Consider the following 17337-nt stretch of genomic DNA (forward strand, 5'->3'; position numbering starts at 1 on the left):
CGATGCCCCTCGACCGGATCGTGGAGCCCGTGGCCTACGGCCCCCTGCCCGACCGCGACAATTACTGGCGCACGACCGCCGAGCCGCCTGCCGTCCCCCGCCTCGAAGGGGCGCAGGAGGCCGAGTTCGCCGTGCTCGGCGCGGGGTTCACCGGGCTGTCGGCGGCGCTGCGGCTGGCCGAGGCGGGCGCCGACGTGGCCGTGGTCGACGCGCACGGGCCGGGCTGGGGCGCCTCGGGGCGCAACGGCGGGTTCTGCTGCCTCGGCGGCGCGGTGCTCGGAAGCGCTACCATCGCCCGCCGCTACGGGCGGTCGGCCGCGCGGGACTGGGCCAACGCCGAGCGTGCGGCGGTCGACCTCGTGGCCGAGACGCTCGAGACCCGCGGCATCGACGCCGACCGCCATTCCGACGGCGAGACACTGCTCGCCCACGCCGCCTCGCGCCGGCCCGACCTCAAGGAGCGGGGGGAAGAGATCCGCGCGCTCTACGGCCTCGACGCGACCCTTCACGGGAAGGACGAGCTCGCCCAACTGGGCATGGCCTCGCCCGAGTTCCATGGCGCGGTGACGGTGCCCATCGGCTTCGCCCTGAACCCGCTGAAATACGCCACAGGCCTCGCCGGGAGTGCGCGCACCGCCGGCGCCCGCCTCTACGGCGACAGCCCGGTGACGAGGATCGCCCGCGAGACCGGCGCCTTCGTGCTGAAGACGTCGACTGGAGAGCTCCGCGCCCGCAAGCTGCTGATCGCCACCAACGGCTATTCGAGCGAGGACGTGCCCGCATGGCTGCGCGGCCGCTACCTGCCGACGCAGTCGAACATCCTCGTCACCCGCCCGCTGACGGGCGACGAGCTGGCCGCGCAGGGCTGGACGAGCCGGCAGATGTGTTACGACACCCGCTATCACCTGCACTACTTTCGCCTGATGCCGGACAACCGGATGCTCTTCGGCGTGCGCGGCCGCGTCCGCTCGACCCGCGAGGTATGGGCGCAGACCCGCCGGCAGGCGCGCGCCGATTTCGACCGGATCTTTCCCGCCTGGGCCCATGTCGAGACGCCGCATTTCTGGCAGGGTCTCTTGTGCCTGTCGCCCAAGCTGGCGCCCTACGTCGGTCCTGGGGGGGCTCACGGCGCCTATGCCGCGCTCGCCTACCACGGCAACGGCGTGGCGATGGCGAGCCTTTCGGGCCGCCTGATGGCCGATCTCGCCCTCGACCGCGCGCCGGCGATCCCGCGCGTCATGTCGGCACCGATGGGCCGCTTCCCGCTCGGCCGGCATCGCCGCTGGCTGCTCTGGGGCATGTGGCATCTCCACCGCCTGCAGGACATGGCGCGAGGCCGGGCATGACCCTGTCGGTCGTCGAGAGCCGGTTTGCCCCGCCGCCCGAGAGTTTCAATCTCGCGGCCTACGTGCTCGGCCGGGCGGAGGCGCTGGCCGACAAGACCGCGCTCGCCGTGATCTCGCCCGAAGGCGCGGCGCGCTGGCACTACGGCACGCTCCTGCAGGCCGTGCAGGGCATCGCCACGGGCCTGCGCGCGCAGGGCCTCGCCCCGGGAGACCGCGTGCTGATGCGGCTGGGCAACGAGGTGGAGTTCCCGCTCTGCTTTCTCGGGGCGATCTGGGCGGGGCTGATCCCCATTCCGGCCTCCGCCGCGCTCACGGTGCCCGAGATCACCCGCCTCGCCAACGACCTGAAGCCGGCGTTGATCGTCGCCGCGCCCGACGTCAGCCTGCCCGACCCCGCGCCCTGCCCCGTTCTGCCCGCGCTCGCCCTGCGCGAGATGGAGACGGAGCCGCCGGCCGCGCCCGAACTCGGGTCGCCCGACCGGCCTGCCTTCATCGTCTATACCTCCGGCACCTCCGGGCGACCGCGCGGCGTGATCCACGCCCACCGCGCCGTCTGGGCGCGGCGCATGATGTGGGACGGCTGGTATGGCCTGCACGAGTGCGACCGCCTGCTCCATGCCGGCGCCTTCAACTGGACCTACACGCTCGGCACCGGCCTGCTCGACCCGTGGGCTGCCGGCGCCACCTCCCTGATCCCGCGCGAAGGGGTGGACCCGGCGCAGCTGCCGCTGCTGCTCAAGCGGTTCGATGCCACGATCTTTGCAGCTGCACCAGGAGTTTACCGCCGCCTTCTCGCGCAACACACGAAGATCGACGCGCCGAAGCTGCGCCACGGCCTCTCGGCCGGTGAAAAGCTGCCGGACCGCACTCGCGCGGCCTGGGCGGCGGCCACGGGCACCGGGGTGCACGAGGCGCTCGGGATGTCGGAATGCTCGACCTTCGTCTCGGGCAGCCCCGCGCGCCCCGCGCCCCCCGGCGCCACGGGCTACCCGCAGGCGGGGCGCACCCTGGCCGTGCTGGGCGAGGACGGCCGCCCCGTGCCCCGCGGCACGTCCGGCACGCTCGCCGTCCACGCCGCCGATCCCGGCCTGATGCTGGGCTATCTCGACGCGCCGGAGGAGACCGAGGCGCGCTTTTCGGCCGACTGGTTCCTGACCGGCGACACGGTGACGATGGCCACGGACGGCGCCATCACCTATCTCGGCCGCAGCGACGACATGATGAACGCGGGCGGCGTGCGCGTCTCGCCGCTCGAGGTCGAGGCGGTGCTGGCCGAGCACCCCGGCATCGCCGAGGTGGCCTGCGCCGAGGTAGAGGTGAAGGCCGACACGACCGTCATCGCCGCCTTCTATACCGGCCCCGCCCCCCTGCCCGAGGCCGAGCTTGCCGCCTTCGCCGCCGCCCGGCTCGCCCGATACAAGCAGCCGCGCCTCTACGAGCACCGCGAAAGCCTGCCGACATCGGGCAACGGCAAGCTCGACCGCCGGGCGCTGCGCGGCTGATCAGCCGATCAGCCCGCCGCCCGGCCCGTATGTCTCCTGGTAGTGGCGGTGGAGCCGCTGCAGCGCGATGCGCAGCACGATCTTGCCGGAGCGGGCCGACCAGCCCATCCGCTTCTCGGTCGCCTCGAGACCCTCGAGATAGCAGCAGACGCGCAGCGCCGTGTCGCCGAGGCCGGGCCCGAGATCGCGCAGGGCGGCAGCCACGCGGGCGCGCGCACCTTCGGGGCCACGCAACGGGTCGGAGCCGGAAAAGCCGCCGCGACCGCCGCCGGTCAGAAACCTCTCCCAGTTCTGCGCGACCTTGGGGCCCATCTGGGCCAGCTCGAAATCCTCGCGCAAGCGTTCGGCCGCCGCGACGAGCTCGGGTGCGAGGAAGGGCGTGCCGTCCTTCTCGCGGCGGCGCGCGAGGGAGGTGACCGGGCTCTCGGCCATGTTGTAGCGCATCCGGCGGGGCTGGGTGCGCCCGTCCTCGGCCACGTCGCGCTCGCCCCAGTCGCGGTGCTGCTCGGCGAAGGGCGCGGCCCCTTCCGCCATGCCCTGCCGCCGCGCCGTTTCTTCGGCCAGCAGCCGGCGCAGCGCCGTGCGCCCCGTCGCGGTGATGCGGTAGCGGGCCACCCGACCGGAGGTGGAGCAGGCGATCCATTCGTTGAGCGCGAAGGCCTGCGCCACCGCGCGGTCCAGCACCGCCGTCCGCACGGTCTGGCCCCCCTCGGTCTCGCGCAGCACGGCGGCCTTGTCCATGTCGGGGGCGACGGCGAGCAGCGCGCCCGGCTCCGACAGGCGGCGCAGCACGCGGCGCGCCTCGCGGTTCAGGGTCTCCTCGTCGCATAGGCGGGCGGTCGGTGTGAACTGGGCCGTCATTCTGTCCGTCTCCTCGTGAGTCTCGGGAGCGGAGCGCGCGAGCGCGGCGTGACACTGGCCGAGCCGGGCGAGCGCCTCGTCGACCAGCGGGTCGTCGCGGCGGCTCTCGAGCCGGCGGATCTGGCGGAGGATCGTGGAGGCGTGGCAGCCCTCGTGCCGGGCCACTTCCCGAATAGAGAGCCCCCCTTCGGTGTGGCGCAGGTAATGGCGCGCAGCGGCAGGCACCCAGCCGGGCACGTCACCCGCCGCGGACCCGCTTCCGTCACGCTTCATCAGCCCTTCCCCCTTCACTGGTCCCGTCCCCCAGACCTGACCTGTCACGCGGCGCGGATTAAACCGTGGGTTGTATTGGTTACCCCATGGTTAACGCGGCACCGCCTGTGGACAGAATTGTTGAAAAGTATCTAACAATCCTCGCTGCACCGTGCGGTTTTATCCCCAGACCGCAACACCCGCATAGGTTGTGTAGCTTGTCGGCATCGCTCAAGGAGACTGCCGATGACCGCTATCCTGGAAACGCTCGCCGTTACCCGCCGCCCCCGCCTGCTGGTGCGCGCGGCCCGCTTTGGCATCGAGGAATACAATCGAAACAGGGATTTGCGCCGCATCCTTCGGGGCGAAACCCTGCCCGGCCCGAGCGACGCGCTGCCGCGTCTGATCGACATGGAGGCGGCGCAGGAGGACACGCGCAAGCGAGGCGACGCGGCATACTCGATCGCCCGCCATCTCGAGATCCTGATTGCGCTGATGGCCGAATCGCGGCTGGTCCGCGGCACTGCGCCGCAGGCCTGAGTGCCGCAACGGGAACCATTCTGTAATCCCGGCCACCGCCCCGGCCCTGGCCCCGAGGGGGGGCCTGTCGGCCGGGGCGAGGCGCCGTTCTCTCAGATGAACGCGTCGGGCTGCGACGCCTTGCGCTCGGCGACGAAGGCTTCGAGGGCCTCGCGCACGCCCGGATCGAGCGGCGGCGCCTCGTAGTCGCCGAGCAGGCGACTCACCCGCGCTTCGGCGAGCGCCTCGGTATCGCGCGCACCCTCGTCTTCCCACGTCTCGAAAGGCTTGTAGTCGAGCACGTCCGACTTCCAGAACGCGTCCTTGAAATGGGCCTGGGTATGGGCACAGCCGAGGTAGTGCCCCCCCGGGCCCACTTCGCGGATCGCGTCCATCGCCTGCGCCGCCTCGCCCGCGTCGACGCCCGCGGCGAGCCGGTGCAGCACGCCGAGCTGGTCGGCATCCATCACGAACTTCTCGTAGGAGGCGACGAGCCCGCCCTCGAGCCAGCCGGCCGCGTGCAGCATGAAGTTGACGCCCGCGAGCAGGCCCGCATTGAGCGAATTGGCGCTCTCGTAGGCGGCCTGCGCGTCGGGCAGCTTGGATCCGTTGAAGGCGCCGGCCGAACGGTAGGGCAGCCCGAGCCGCCGCGCGAGCTGCCCCGCGCCGTAGGTGATCTGCGCCGCCTCCGGCGTGCCGAAGGTGGGCGCGCCCGAGTTCATGTCGATCGAGGTGACGAAGGTGCCGAAGATCACCGGCGCGCCGGGACGGACGAGCTGGGAATAGGCCACCCCCGCCATCACCTCGGCCAGCACCTGCGTCAGCGTGCCCGCGACCGAGACCGGCGCCATCGCGCCGCCCACGACGAAGGGCGAGACGATGCAGGCCTGGTTCGCCTCGGCATAGGCCTCGAGCGCCCCCATCATCACGTTGTCGAAGGTGAGCGGCGAGTTGATGTTGACGAGCGAGGTCATCACCGTCCGGCCGTCGAGGCCCCCGCCCTCGTGCCTGCCGAACAGGATGTCGGCCATCTCGATGCTGTCGCGGGCGCGGGACGGCTCGGTCACCGAGCCCATGAACGGCTTGTCCGAGAGCGTCATGTGCGCCAGCAGCATGTCGTAGTGGCGCTTGTTCACCGGAACGTCGGTCGGCTCGCACACGGTGCCGCCCGAATGGTGCAACCATTTCGACATGTAGGTCAGTTTCACGAAGTTGCGGAAGTCCTCGAGCGTCGCGTAGCGCCGCCCGCCGGCGCGGTCCCGCACGAAGGGCGGGCCGTAGACGGGCGCGAGCACGAGGTTGCGCCCGCCGATGGTCACGTTCCGCTCGGGGTTGCGCGCATGCTGCTCGAAATGCGCGGGCGCAGTGGCGCAGAGCTGCCGTGCAAGGCCCTTCGGCAGGCGCACACGATCTCCCGAGACATCGGCGCCCGCCTCCTTCCAGCGGGCGAGCGCACCGGGATTGTCGGGAAAGGCGACGCCGATCTCCTGCAGCACCGTCTCGGCATTGGCCTCGATGATCTCGATCGCCTCCGCCGTCAGCACCTCGAAGTCGGGGATGTTGCGCTCGATGAAGCGCGCCGCTTCGATCCGCAGGGCCGAGCGTTCGGCCCGGCGGGCCGCGCCGCCCCCGCTGCCGCGCGATCGGCGCCGCCCGCCGCGTGCCGCGCCTCCATCTTCGCCGAGGTTCTCCGCCGCGTCCGACATGCCCGATCCTCCCGTGCTCGCCCGAGTGTGTGCGAAATAGCGCCCCGACCCGTCAAGACGATGCGCCGCAGCGCCCCCTCATGGCGGAAAACCGACATGGGGCACCCCACGCGCCCCGGAAGGGCGCCTGACCTGCCGCGCTCAGGCGGCGGCGAAGGCCCCGGCGAGCCCGGCGAAGACGGCCGCGCCCTGCTCGGAGCCCGTGGCCGCGTCGACCGCCCTCTCGGGATGCGGCATCATCCCGAGCACGCGCCCGTTCTGCGACAGCACGCCGGCGATGCGGCGGGCCGAGCCGTTGGCCGCGTCGGTTTCGTAGCGGAGCGCCACCCGCCCCTCGCCCTCCAGCCGGTCGAGGGTGGCGGTATCCGCCTGGTAGTTTCCGTCATGGTGGGCGATGGGCAACGCGATCCGAGCCCCCGCGCCCCAGCCCCGCGTGAAGGCGGTCTCGCCATTCTCCACGATCAGCGGCTCGGCCGGGCGGCAGACGAAGCGCAGGCCGGCGTTGCGCATCAGCGCGCCCGGCAGCAGCCCCGCCTCGGTCAGCACCTGAAAGCCGTTGCAGATGCCCAGCACGTGACCGCCCCGCCCGGCGAAATCCTTCACGGCGCGCACCACCGGCGAATGCGCCGCGATCGCCCCGCAGCGCAGGTAGTCGCCGTAGGAAAAGCCGCCGGGCAGGCCGACCACGTCGACCGGCTCCGGCAGCGCGGTATCCTTGTGCCAGACGGCGCTCACGCGAAAGCCGGCCTTGCGGAACGCCTCGTGCAGGTCGCGGTCGCAGTTGGAGCCGGGAAAGGTGATGACGGCGGCGTGCATGGGCGCTCCCTCAGGCGGCGAAATTGGTGATGACGGCCACGCCAGGTGGCGCGGGCCCGTCGAATCGGGCGAGCTCGGCCGTGGCCTCGGACAGGGCCACGCGCCGGGCGATCAGAGGCGACAGGTCCACCCCGCGGGCGGCGACGAGAGAGAAGAGCGAGGGGAATCGATGCGCCGGCATACCCCGCGTGCCGTAGACCGCAAGCTGGCCGGAATAGACCGCATCCCACGGCAGCGCCATCGTGGCATGCGAGCCCGCGGGCATCCCCACCTGCACCATCCGGCCGAGTTTCCTCAGCGACCTCAGCGCATTGGCCGTGGTCTCGACCACGCCAAGCGCCTCGAGCGCCACATGCGCCCCGCCGCCGGTGATCTCGCGCACGGCGGCCACCGGATCGCCCTCTGCCGCGTTCACCACCGCCTCCGCCCCCTGCGCGCGCGCGTGATCGAGCCTTGCCGCCACCACGTCGACCACCACCACCCGCGCGCCCATGGCCCGGGCAAGCATCAGCGCCGACAGCCCCACGCCACCCGCGCCCCAGACCGCCAGCCACTCGCCCGGGGCGAGGGCCGCCCGCCCCGTCAGGGCCTGCCACGCGGTCGTCACCCGGCAGCCCATCGCGGCGGCCAGAGCAGGGTCGAGCCCCTCGGGCAGCGCGGCGAGGTTGGCGTCGGCATGATCGACGGCGACGTATTCGGCGAAGGCCCCGTCGACCGTGAAGCCCGGCAGCACCTGGCCGGCGCAGGTCGTCTGCTGGCCGGCGGCGCAGGCCGGGCAAGCCCCGCACGAGAGGATGAACGGCGCGATCGCCCGATCGCCCACGCGCCAGCGCGTCACGCCCGGGCCGACGGCCACCACCTCGCCGCAGAACTCGTGGCCGGGCGTGTGCGGCAGCCTCACGTCGGGGTCGGACCCCGTCCAGGCATGCCAATCCGACCGGCAGATGCCGCATGCAAGCACCCGGAGCACGACACCGCCCGGCGGCGGTGCGGGGTCGGGCGCGGCCCCGATCTCCAGCGGCGCCCGCCAGGCCCACAGGCGCGCCGCCCTCATGCCGGCGCTCCCGCCCCGGCAGGGCGTCGGGCGCCCTTTCGCCCGCGCGGCCCGATGCACCGAAAGCGAGGTGCAGGCCCCTCTCCGGCCAGAGAGCCCTGCCTGCGGGCGCTGCGCGTCACGACAGCTCGACCCGGTAGCTCTCGATCACGGTGTTGGCGAGCAGTTCCTCGCACATGCGCCGCACCTCGGCCTCGGCGGCGGCCCGGTCGGTCGCCGCGAGATCGAGCTCGATCACCTTGCCCTGGCGCACGCCCTCGACGCCCGCGAACCCGAGCGTGCCAAGTGCCGAGCGCACCGCCTCGCCCTGCGGATCGAGCACGCCATCCTTCAGCATGACCGTGACCGTCGCCTTCATGACCGTCTCCCTGCTCTGGCCTGCCCTGCTCTATCCCGCCCGCCGGCGCAGGGAAAGGGCGTGCCGTGCCTGTCCCTTCCCGCGCCGTATCGTCCCGGTCCGGGTATTCCGGGGCAGACGCGGGAGCCGATGGGAGGGGACGCGCCCCCTTGCGCGCCCGCAGGGCCGGGCCTAAGCGGGAGCCATGTCCGCGCCCGAGACGGCCGATGTGGCCCCGCATGTCCACCACCAGCGCCTGCTGATCGTCGATTTCGGCAGCCAGGTGACCCAGCTTATCGCCCGCCGCCTGCGCGAGCTCGGCGTCTATTGCGAGATCCATCCCTACCAGAAGGTTGACCACGCCTTCCTCGCCGCCTTCGCGCCGCGCGCCGTGATCCTGTCGGGCGGACCCGACAGCGTGACGCGCGAGGGCGCACCGCGTCCGCCGGAGCGGCTCTGGGAGATGGGCGTGCCGGTGCTCGGCATCTGCTACGGCCAGCAGGCGATGATGGACGCGCTCGGCGGACGGGTCGAGGCGGGCGCGCCGGGCAAGGGCGGCACCGCCGAGTTCGGTCGCGCCTCCGTCACGCCGGCCGAGACGCCCCTGCCCCTGCTCGCGGGCTGGTTCGAAGGCGGGGCAGAGCCCGTCTGGATGAGCCACGGCGACCATGTGGCCGAGCTCGCCCCCGGCTTTCGCGTTTACGGCACCTCGCCGGGTGCGCCCTTCGCCATCACCGGCGACCCCGAGCGGCATTTCTACGCCGTGCAGTTCCATCCCGAGGTGCACCACACGCCGAAGGGCCGGGTACTCCTGCAGAACTTCGTGCGCGAGGCGGGCTTCACCGGCGACTGGACGATGGGCGCCTACCGTGACGAGGCCATCGCGCAGATCCGCGCGCAGGTGGGCGATGCCCGGGTGATCTGCGGCCTTTCGGGCGGGGTCGATTCGGCCGTCACAGCCGTGCTGATCCACGAGGCGATCGGCGACCAGCTCACCTGCGTCTTCGTCGATCACGGCCTGCTGCGCAAGAACGAGGCGGAAGAGGTCGTGGGCGTGTTCCGCGACGCCTACAACATCCCGCTGATCCACGCCGATGAATCCGACCTCTTCCTCGACGCGCTCGAAGGCACGACCGACCCCGAAGCGAAGCGCAAGACGATCGGCCGCCTCTTCGTCGAGGTGTTCCAGAAACACGCGGCCGAGGCCGGCGGCGCCGAGTTCCTTGCCCAGGGCACGCTCTATCCCGACGTGATCGAGAGCGTCAGCTTCGCGGGGGGCCCCTCCGTCACCATCAAGTCGCACCACAACGTGGGCGGGCTGCCCGAGAAGATGGGGATGAAGCTGGTCGAGCCCCTGCGCGAGCTGTTCAAGGACGAGGTGCGCGCCCTCGGCCGCGAGCTCGGCCTGCCCGACAGCTTCATCGGCCGCCACCCCTTCCCCGGCCCCGGCCTCGCCATCCGCTGCCCCGGCGAGGTGACGCGCGACAAGCTCGCGATCCTGCGCGAGGCGGACGCCGTCTTCATCGACCAGATCCGCCGTCACGGCCTCTACGACGAGATCTGGCAGGCCTTCGCCGCGCTTCTGCCCGTGCGCACCGTGGGCGTCATGGGCGACGGGCGCACCTACGACTACGCCTGCCTCCTGCGCGCGGTGACGAGCGTCGACGGGATGACAGCCGACTACTATCCCTTCTCCCACGACTTCCTCGGCGAGACGGCCACGCGCATCATCAACGAGGTGCGCGGGATCAACAGGGTGAGCTACGACATCACGTCGAAGCCTCCCGGCACGATCGAGCTCGAATGACCGGCCCCCGATGACCGATGGCCCGGCGGGGAACGACGCGCCTGAAATCCTTCCTTTCCATGCCGCGGCACGGGCCGCGGTCAGGTGCGTCTCGCTCCCGACGGCCGAGATCGCACCGCGCCTCCGACCCGCCCCGCGCGAGCCCGGCCGGCCCACGATGCTCAGCGAGGCACCCGCCCGCGGCGCCAAGGCTGCGGTGATCGTCCGCACGGCCATGGCCCCGGGGGCAAATACGGGCACGGCGCGCGGCGGCCGCGTCCGGCAGGACCGATGACGGACGCGCGCGCCCCGTCCCGCCCCCCCGTCACGGCCGAGCCGGCATCGCGCCCGCTCGTCGCGGCTGCCTGGATGACGGGGGCCATCGCCTCCTTCTCGGCCATGGCGGTTGCCGGCCGCGCCGTCTCGCTCGACCACGACACGTTCGAGATCATGCTCTACCGCTCGCTGATCGGCCTGGCGATCGTGCTGGCCGTGGCCGGCGCCTGGGGGCGGCTCGGCGAGATCACGACGCGGCACATGGGGCTGCACGCGATCCGCAACTGCGCCCACTTCGCGGGGCAGAACCTGTGGTTCTTCGCCCTTCCCCTGATCCCGCTCGCACAGCTTTTCTCGGTCGAGTTCACCGCGCCGATCTGGGCCACCCTGCTCGCGCCGCTGGTGCTGGGCGAGCGGCTGACGCGGGCACGCGTGCTCGCCGCGCTGCTCGGCTTCGCCGGCGTGCTGGTGGTGGCCCGCCCCGATTTCGGCACGCTCGAGCCGGGCATTCTCGCCGCGGCGGGCGCGGCGCTCGGCTTCGCCGGCTCGGCGCTGTTCACCCGCAGGCTCACCCGCTCCGAGACGGTGGTCTGCATCCTGTTCTGGCTCTCGGCAATGCAGGCCGTGCTCGGCCTCGCCTTCGCCGGGGCCGACGGCGACATCGCGCTCCCCTCGGCCACCGGCCTGCCCTGGCTCGCGCTGATCGCGCTGTCGGGCCTGTGCGCCCATTACTGCCTGACCACGGCACTCTCCCTCGCGCCGGCCGGCGTGGTGATGACGATGGACTTCCTCCGCCTGCCTGTCATCGCCGTGATCGGCATGGTCTTCTACGGCGAGCCGCTGGAACTCGCCGTCGCCCTCGGCGCGGCGCTGATCCTCGGGGCGAACTGGGTCAACATCCGCCGCGGCTGAGCCCGCGCGCCCGCTACAGCCCCAGGTTGTGGCAGCCCTGCCGCAGACGACTCGCTTGCGGCGGGCTGACGCAGCGTTCGAATTGCTCCTGCAACCGCCGGACGGAAAAGTCCGGGGATCGGATGAAAAAGGCGCCGCCTCTGCCCATCGGCGCGGCACCGCACGGAGGAGGAGCATGATCCGTACCTTTCTGGGAGCCGCGCTGGTGATCGGCGCATCCCCCCTCGCCGCTTTCGCCGGCGGGCTCGACCGCACGGGACAGCCCGTCGGCATCCTGTTCGAGCCGGGCAACTACGCCGAGCTGTCCTTCGCGCGCACGATGCCGTCTTTCTCGGGCAGGGGCACGGGCCTGGTATCGGCCTGGCCTCTCAATCCCACCGGGCGCATCCCCGCCGGCACGGCCTATTCCGGCGTCGCGCTCGACTTCAGCAATCTCTCGGCCGGCGTGAAAGTCGACGTGACCGAGCGGCTCTCGGCAGCGATCCTCTTCTCGCAGCCCTTCGGCGCCGATATCGAATACAACGGCGACAGCGACACGACCGAGCTGGGCGGCACCGAAGCGGTGGCCGACAGCGACCAGCTGACCGCGATGCTGCGCTGGCGGTTCGACGACAACTGGTCGGTCCACGGCGGCCTGCGGATCGATCGCGGCTCGGGCGAGATCACCCTGTCGGGCCTCGCCTACGGCATCCCCCAGGCGGCGGTGCCGCCGGGCGCGCCGCCCTTCGCCGGGGGCTTCAACGGCTATTCGGTCGAGCTCGACCAGCGCACCGACGTGGGCTGGCTGGCGGGCGTCGCCTACGAGATCCCCGAGATCGCGCTGCGGGTGGCACTGACCTACAACTCGCCCATCGTGCACGATTTCGAGACGACCGAGTTCTACCTGGGGCGGAAGATCGGCAAGAGCACGACCGAGGTGGAGCTGCCGCGCTCGGTCAACATCGACTTCCAGACCGGCATCGCCGAGGACACGTTGCTGTTCGGCTCCTTCCGATGGGCGGAATGGTCGGAGTTCCGGATCGACCCAGAGCTGTTCACCGCCGCCTCTCGCGGCGGCCTCGTGAGCCTGCAGGACAGCCGGACCTGGACGCTCGGCCTGGGCCGCCGCTTCACCGACGCCTTCGCGGGACAGGTCTCGATCGCCTGGGAGGAGACCGACGAGAACGACCTCATCTCGCCGCTGGCGCCCGACAACGGGTATTTCGCGCTCGGGCTCGGCGGCTCCTACGACGTGGCCGAGAATGTCACCCTGTCGGCGGGCGCGCGGTATACCTGGGTCGGCAATTCGCGGCCCGAGACGGGCACGCCCGACACGCCACGGGCGACCTTCGACGACAACTCGGCCCTGACGCTCGGCGTCTCGATCGGCTACCGCTTCTGACCGACGGCCGGGGCCGGGCGCAAATTCCTTGTCGAAAGGAATTTGCCAAAAGCCTTCTGAAAGGCTTTTGCCGCCGGCCCCGACGCGGTCGCGCCGACGGGGAGGGGGCGGAGCGGAGGCCGGCGCGGGAGCGGCGGCCGGCGAAACGGCTGGCGCGCGCGCGCCGGGGGCGTTAGAGCGCGGAGCGATGCGACATGCGCCCCTTCTCTACGACAGCCCCGCCGCGTGGGAGGCGGCGCCCTCCCGACGCGTGGCCCTGTTCGGCATGTCGGGCCTCGGCAAGACGCACCTCGCCTCGCTCTTGCGCGAGGCGGGCGGCTGGTTCCACTACTCGGTCGATTACCGGATCGGCACCCGCTACATGGGCGAATTGATCGCCGACAGCTTCAAGCGCGAGGCGATGAAGGTGCCGCATCTCGCGCACCTGCTGCGCTCGGACTCGATCTACATCGCCTCGAACATCACGTTCCACAACCTGGCGCCGCTCTCGACCTATCTCGGCAAGCCGGGCGATCCCGAAAAGGGCGGCCTGCCCATCGCCGAATACCGCCGCCGCCAGGCCGAGCACGAGGAGTCGGAGATCTCGGCCCTTCTGGATGCGCCGAAATTCATCGCGAAGGCAGAGGAGATCTACGGCTATCCCCATTTCGTCTGCGACACCGGCGGCTCGATCTGCGAAGTGGTCGACCCGCACGATCCGGACGACCGCGTGTTGCAGGCGCTGGCGGGCGCGATGCTGCTCGTCTGGATCGAGGGGAGCGAGGCGCACCGCGAGGAGCTGACCCGCCGCTTCCGCCGCGCGCCCAAGCCCATGGCCTACCAGCCGGCCTTCCTGACCGAGACGTGGCAGGCCTATCTCGCCGAGACGGGCTGCGCCGAGGCGCAGGTCGACCCCGACGCCTTCGCCGTCTATGCCTACGGTCGTGCCCTCGCCCACCGCCAGCCGCGCTACGCCGCGATGGCGCGGCACTGGGGCGTGACCGTCACCGCCGAGGAGGCGGCCGGCGTGACCGACGAGGCGGCGTTCGTCGCGCTGGTCGCCCGCGCGCTTGAACGCGCGCAGCCTTAGGCGTATCTGCCTCGCTCTCCCGTGGACGTAACCGATGCCGATCAAGCTGCCCGAAGACCTGCCCGCCTATTCCGTCCTCAGCCGCGAGGGCGTCATGGTCATGGGCGAGGACCGCGCCGCCCGGCAGGACATCCGCCCCCTGCGCATCGGCCTGCTCAACCTGATGCCCAGGAAGATCCAGACCGAGACGCAGTTCGCCCGCCTGATCGGCGCGACGCCCCTTCAGATCGACCTGCAGCTGATCCGGATGACCGAGCACCAGACGCGCAACACCGCCGCCGAGCACATGCAGGCGTTCTACCGCCCGTTCCAGGAGGTCAGGCACGAGCGGTTCGACGGCCTCATCATCACCGGCGCACCGATCGAGCACCTGCCCTACGAGGAGGTGACCTACTGGGACGAGCTGCGCGAGGTCTTCGACTGGACGCAGACCAACGTGCATTCGACCTTCGGGGTGTGCTGGGGCGGCATGGCGATGGCCTATCACTTCCACGGCACGCCAAAGCACATGCTGCCGGCCAAGGCCTTCGGCTGCTTCCGCCACGCCAACCGCGCTCCCGCCTCGCCCTATCTCAACGGCTTCTCCGACGACTGCATCGTGCCCGTCTCGCGCTGGACAGAGATGAAGCGCGACGAGATGCAGGCGGCGGGCCTGTCGGTGCTGCTCGACAGCTGGGAGGTGGGCCCGTGCCTCGTGGAAGACGTGGCGCACCGCGCGCTCTACATCTTCAATCACCTCGAATACGACAGCACGACGCTGGGCGAGGAATACGAACGCGACGTGGAGGCGGGCAAGGACATCGCGGTTCCGGTCAACTACTTCCCCGGCGACGATCCGCGCCTGCCGCCGCTGAACCGCTGGCGGAGCCACGCCCACCTTCTATATGGCAACTGGATCAACCAGATATACCAGACAACGCCATTCGACCCCGATGACATCGGAAAAGGCCCCGCCGAAGCGGCGCGCGCCGCCGCGCGCTAGCGCGCCAGACGCACCCGGCCCCCTGTCGGGCGCGACGCCTCCGCCGCCCCGCATCGCCACCTCGCCCGACGCCTACCCGCCCACGGGGCGCTTCGTCGAGGCAGGCGGCCGGCGCGTGCACGCCCATGTCTCGGGGCCGGAGGGCGCGCCGGCGGTCGTCCTGATACACGGAGCGTCGGGCAGCGGGCGCGACTACACGTTCGACCTCGCTCCCCGCCTCGCCCTGCGCTACCGCGTGGTGGCGTTCGATCGCCCCGGCCTCGGCCACACCCCCGCCCTGCACGCACGCGGCGAAAGCCCGGCCGAGCAGGCAGCCCTGCTCGACGATGCGACGGCGGCGCTCGGGATCGGGGGCGCGGTGATCGTCGGCCATTCCTACGGCGCGGCGGTCGCGATGGCCTGGGCACTGGAGCGGCCCGCCCGCGCAGCCGGCATCGTCTCGCTCGCGGGCGCCACCATGCCATGGCCCGGCGGGCTGGGGCCCTGGTATGCCATCGCCTCGTCGGGCCTCGGCGGGGCGACGGTGGTGCCGCTCGTCTCGCGCCTGGCCACGCCCGCGCTGATCCACCGCTCCATCGCGGCCGTGTTCGCGCCGCAGGCGCCGCCGCCGGGCTATGCCGCTCATATCGGCGTGGGCCTCACCCTGCGGCCGGCCACGCTGCGCGCGAACGCCCGGCAGGTGAACACGCTGCGCCCCCACATCGTCGACATGGCGGCGCGCTACGGCGGCCTCGACCTGCCGGTCGAGGTGGTCCACGGCACCGCCGACGAGATCGTGCCCGTGCGCATCCACGGCGCGCGCATGGTCGAGCGTATCGCCGGCGCCCGCCTCACGCTGCTTCCGGGCGTGGGCCATATGCCCCACCATTCCGACCCGGACGCCGCGATCGCCGCCATCGACCGCGTCGCCGCCCGCGCCGGGCTGACCTGACACGACACCGGGGCCGCCGTTGCGCCGCCCCCGCCGCGCGGCCATAGTGACGGCCCATCGGGCGCGGGCGGAGAGCCGGGAGACCATGCAGAAACGTGTGCCGAGCAAGACGCTCCCCAGGCCGTTCGACGGCGCCATCTCGCGCTTCTACGAGAATGAGGCGCCCGAAGAGGTGCGCGAGGCCGTCCGCGCGGCGGAGGGCAAGACGATCCTCGTGCCCCCCTACCCCTATGCCGAACGCATGGACAAGGACGCCTACGCGCGCGACCTCGAGGCGCTCCAGGTCGAGCTCGCCAAGCTGCAGGCCTGGGTCAAGGCGACGGGCGCGCGCCTGTGCATCCTGTTCGAGGGGCGCGACGCCGCCGGCAAGGGCGGCACGATCAAGCGCTTCCGCGAAAACCTCAACCCCCGCGTCGCCCGCGTCGCCGCGCTGCCTGCGCCGTCCGACCGCGAGCGCAGCCAGTGGTATTTCCAGCGCTACATCGCCCACCTGCCCGCGGCCGGCGAAATCGTGCTGTTCGACCGCTCGTGGTACAATCGCGGCGTGGTCGAGAAGGTCTTCGGCTTCTGCACCGACGAGGAGCGGGCGCGCTTTTTCCGACAGGTGACGCCCTTCGAGCGGGCGCTGGTGCAGGAGGGGATCGTGCTGGTGAAGCTCTGGCTCAACGTGGGCCGGGCCGAGCAGCTCGGCCGGATGCTCGCGCGCGAGGGCGACCCGCTCAAGCAGTGGAAGCTCAGCCGCATCGACGTCGAGGGCCTGCACCTGTGGGACGCCTACACCGCGGCGATCGGCGAGACGCTCACCTACACCCACGAGCCCGACATGCCCTGGACCCTGATCCGCTCCGACGACAAGCGCCGCGCCCGCCTCGCCGCCATCCGCACCGTGCTGGGCCGGGTGGACTACCACGGCAAGGAGCCGGATGTCGTCGGCACGCTCGACCCGGCGATCTGCGGCGGCCCCACCCCGTGGCATGGCTAAGCGCGGCTATCACCACGGCAATCTTCGCCAGGCTCTCGTCGACGCCGCTCTGCAGCTCATCGAGGAGAAGGGTCCGCAGGGCTTTACCCTCACCGAGGCGGCCAAGGCGGCGGGGGTGACGCCGGCGGCCGTCTACCGCCATTTCGAGGGGCGCGACGACCTGATCGCCGAATGCGCGCTGCAGGGTTACGAGATCTTCGCCGAGGTGATGGACTACGCCTATGCCACCGGCGGCCCCTCGGCACTTGCGAAGTTCGAGGCGACGGGGAGGGCCTATCTCGCGTTCGCCGCCAAGCACCCCGGCCATTACCAGGCGATGTTCGAGTCCGGCGTGTCGGTCAACCGCACGCCCGAGCTGGCGCGCGCGGCCGAGGCGGCGCGCGGCGTGCTCGAGCGCGCCGCGGAGGAGCTGTCGCAGCACATCCCCGCAGAGCGGCGCCCGCCGCCGCAGATGTTCTCGGCCCATGTCTGGGCGATGTCGCACGGGGTGGTCGAGCTCTACATGCGCGGCGCGCCGGGCGGGCGGGCGCCCTTCCCGCCCGAGGATCTGCTCGAGACCGGCATCGGCATCTACCTGCGCGGCCTCGGCCTGATCCCGGCCGATACCTGATCCGTTCCGCCCGCC

16 protein-coding genes are annotated in these 17337 nt (G+C 71.7%); 11 read left to right on the plus strand and 5 right to left on the minus strand.

Features of this window, described 5'->3' with window-relative positions:
- Window positions 1-2 precede the first annotated feature (2 nt).
- A complete protein-coding gene (locus DLJ49_RS04225) occupies window positions 3-1346 on the plus strand; it encodes an NAD(P)/FAD-dependent oxidoreductase (protein ID WP_115392266.1) in 1344 nt (447 codons plus the stop codon).
- Window positions 1343-2848 carry a class I adenylate-forming enzyme family protein gene (locus DLJ49_RS04230; protein ID WP_115392267.1) on the plus strand — a complete coding sequence of 502 codons (1506 nt, stop codon included), beginning with the start codon at window positions 1343-1345 and terminating at the stop codon, window positions 2846-2848. The genes DLJ49_RS04225 and DLJ49_RS04230 overlap by 4 nt, the downstream gene beginning before the upstream one ends.
- Here the strand turns inward: DLJ49_RS04230 and DLJ49_RS04235 are convergent, their stop codons facing one another.
- The gene (locus tag DLJ49_RS04235) at window positions 2849-3982 is read right to left on the minus strand and encodes a DUF6456 domain-containing protein (protein ID WP_115392268.1); all 1134 of its coding nucleotides are present in this window, start codon (window positions 3980-3982) and stop codon (window positions 2849-2851) included.
- Between the two features lie 225 nt (window positions 3983-4207).
- Here DLJ49_RS04235 and DLJ49_RS04240 point away from each other — a divergent pair, with 225 nt between their 5' ends.
- Window positions 4208-4501, plus strand: coding sequence for a DUF6477 family protein (locus tag DLJ49_RS04240; RefSeq protein WP_115392269.1), 294 nt, complete (start codon window positions 4208-4210; stop codon window positions 4499-4501).
- A gap of 92 nt (window positions 4502-4593) precedes the next feature.
- Here DLJ49_RS04240 and DLJ49_RS04245 read toward each other — a convergent pair whose 3' ends face one another.
- The 4 genes from DLJ49_RS04245 to purS all read right to left on the minus strand — a co-directional run bounded on the left by DLJ49_RS04245 (window position 4594) and on the right by purS (window position 8414).
- Window positions 4594-6186: a trimethylamine methyltransferase family protein gene (locus tag DLJ49_RS04245; protein WP_115392270.1), complete on the minus strand. Its 1593-nt coding sequence runs from the start codon at window positions 6184-6186 to the stop codon at window positions 4594-4596.
- Window positions 6187-6327: 141 nt separating this feature from the next.
- Window positions 6328-7002: a phosphoribosylformylglycinamidine synthase subunit PurQ gene (gene purQ, locus DLJ49_RS04250; RefSeq protein ID WP_115392271.1), complete on the minus strand. Its 675-nt coding sequence runs from the start codon at window positions 7000-7002 to the stop codon at window positions 6328-6330.
- A gap of 10 nt (window positions 7003-7012) precedes the next feature.
- Window positions 7013-8056 carry an alcohol dehydrogenase catalytic domain-containing protein gene (locus tag DLJ49_RS04255; RefSeq protein ID WP_115392272.1) on the minus strand — a complete coding sequence of 348 codons (1044 nt, stop codon included), beginning with the start codon at window positions 8054-8056 and terminating at the stop codon, window positions 7013-7015.
- A 118-nt stretch (window positions 8057-8174) separates the two neighbouring features.
- Window positions 8175-8414: a phosphoribosylformylglycinamidine synthase subunit PurS gene (gene purS / locus DLJ49_RS04260; RefSeq protein ID WP_115392273.1), complete on the minus strand. Its 240-nt coding sequence runs from the start codon at window positions 8412-8414 to the stop codon at window positions 8175-8177.
- A gap of 184 nt (window positions 8415-8598) precedes the next feature.
- Between purS and guaA the strand changes: the two genes are divergently transcribed.
- The 8 genes from guaA to DLJ49_RS04305 all read left to right on the plus strand — a co-directional run bounded on the left by guaA (window position 8599) and on the right by DLJ49_RS04305 (window position 17322).
- Window positions 8599-10200, plus strand: a complete 1602-nt coding sequence (gene guaA / locus DLJ49_RS04265) for a glutamine-hydrolyzing GMP synthase (RefSeq protein WP_115392274.1) — start codon at window positions 8599-8601, stop codon at window positions 10198-10200.
- Between the two features lie 270 nt (window positions 10201-10470).
- The gene (locus tag DLJ49_RS04275; protein ID WP_115392276.1) at window positions 10471-11367 is read left to right on the plus strand and encodes a DMT family transporter; all 897 of its coding nucleotides are present in this window, start codon (window positions 10471-10473) and stop codon (window positions 11365-11367) included.
- 175 nt (window positions 11368-11542) lie between these two features.
- Window positions 11543-12748, plus strand: coding sequence for an OmpP1/FadL family transporter (locus tag DLJ49_RS04280; RefSeq protein WP_115392277.1), 1206 nt, complete (start codon window positions 11543-11545; stop codon window positions 12746-12748).
- A 187-nt stretch (window positions 12749-12935) separates the two neighbouring features.
- Window positions 12936-13817 (plus strand): ATPase, encoded by an 882-nt coding sequence (locus tag DLJ49_RS04285; RefSeq protein ID WP_115392278.1) that lies wholly within the window; start codon window positions 12936-12938, stop codon window positions 13815-13817.
- A gap of 34 nt (window positions 13818-13851) precedes the next feature.
- Entirely contained in the window at window positions 13852-14799 is a 948-nt protein-coding gene (gene metA / locus DLJ49_RS04290; RefSeq protein ID WP_115392279.1) for a homoserine O-succinyltransferase, read from the plus strand.
- Window positions 14750-15730 carry an alpha/beta fold hydrolase gene (locus DLJ49_RS04295; protein ID WP_115392280.1) on the plus strand — a complete coding sequence of 327 codons (981 nt, stop codon included), beginning with the start codon at window positions 14750-14752 and terminating at the stop codon, window positions 15728-15730. The genes metA and DLJ49_RS04295 overlap by 50 nt, the downstream gene beginning before the upstream one ends.
- Before the next feature lie 85 nt (window positions 15731-15815).
- Window positions 15816-16712, plus strand: a complete 897-nt coding sequence (gene ppk2, locus DLJ49_RS04300; protein ID WP_115392281.1) for a polyphosphate kinase 2 — start codon at window positions 15816-15818, stop codon at window positions 16710-16712.
- Window positions 16705-17322 (plus strand): TetR/AcrR family transcriptional regulator, encoded by a 618-nt coding sequence (locus DLJ49_RS04305; protein WP_115392282.1) that lies wholly within the window; start codon window positions 16705-16707, stop codon window positions 17320-17322. Before ppk2 ends, DLJ49_RS04305 begins: the two co-directional genes overlap by 8 nt.
- The last annotated feature ends 15 nt before the right edge of the window (window positions 17323-17337 follow it).

Source organism: Rhodovulum sp. 12E13, from assembly GCF_003340565.1.
In the GTDB taxonomy this organism is placed as follows: domain Bacteria; phylum Pseudomonadota; class Alphaproteobacteria; order Rhodobacterales; family Rhodobacteraceae; genus HLUCCA09.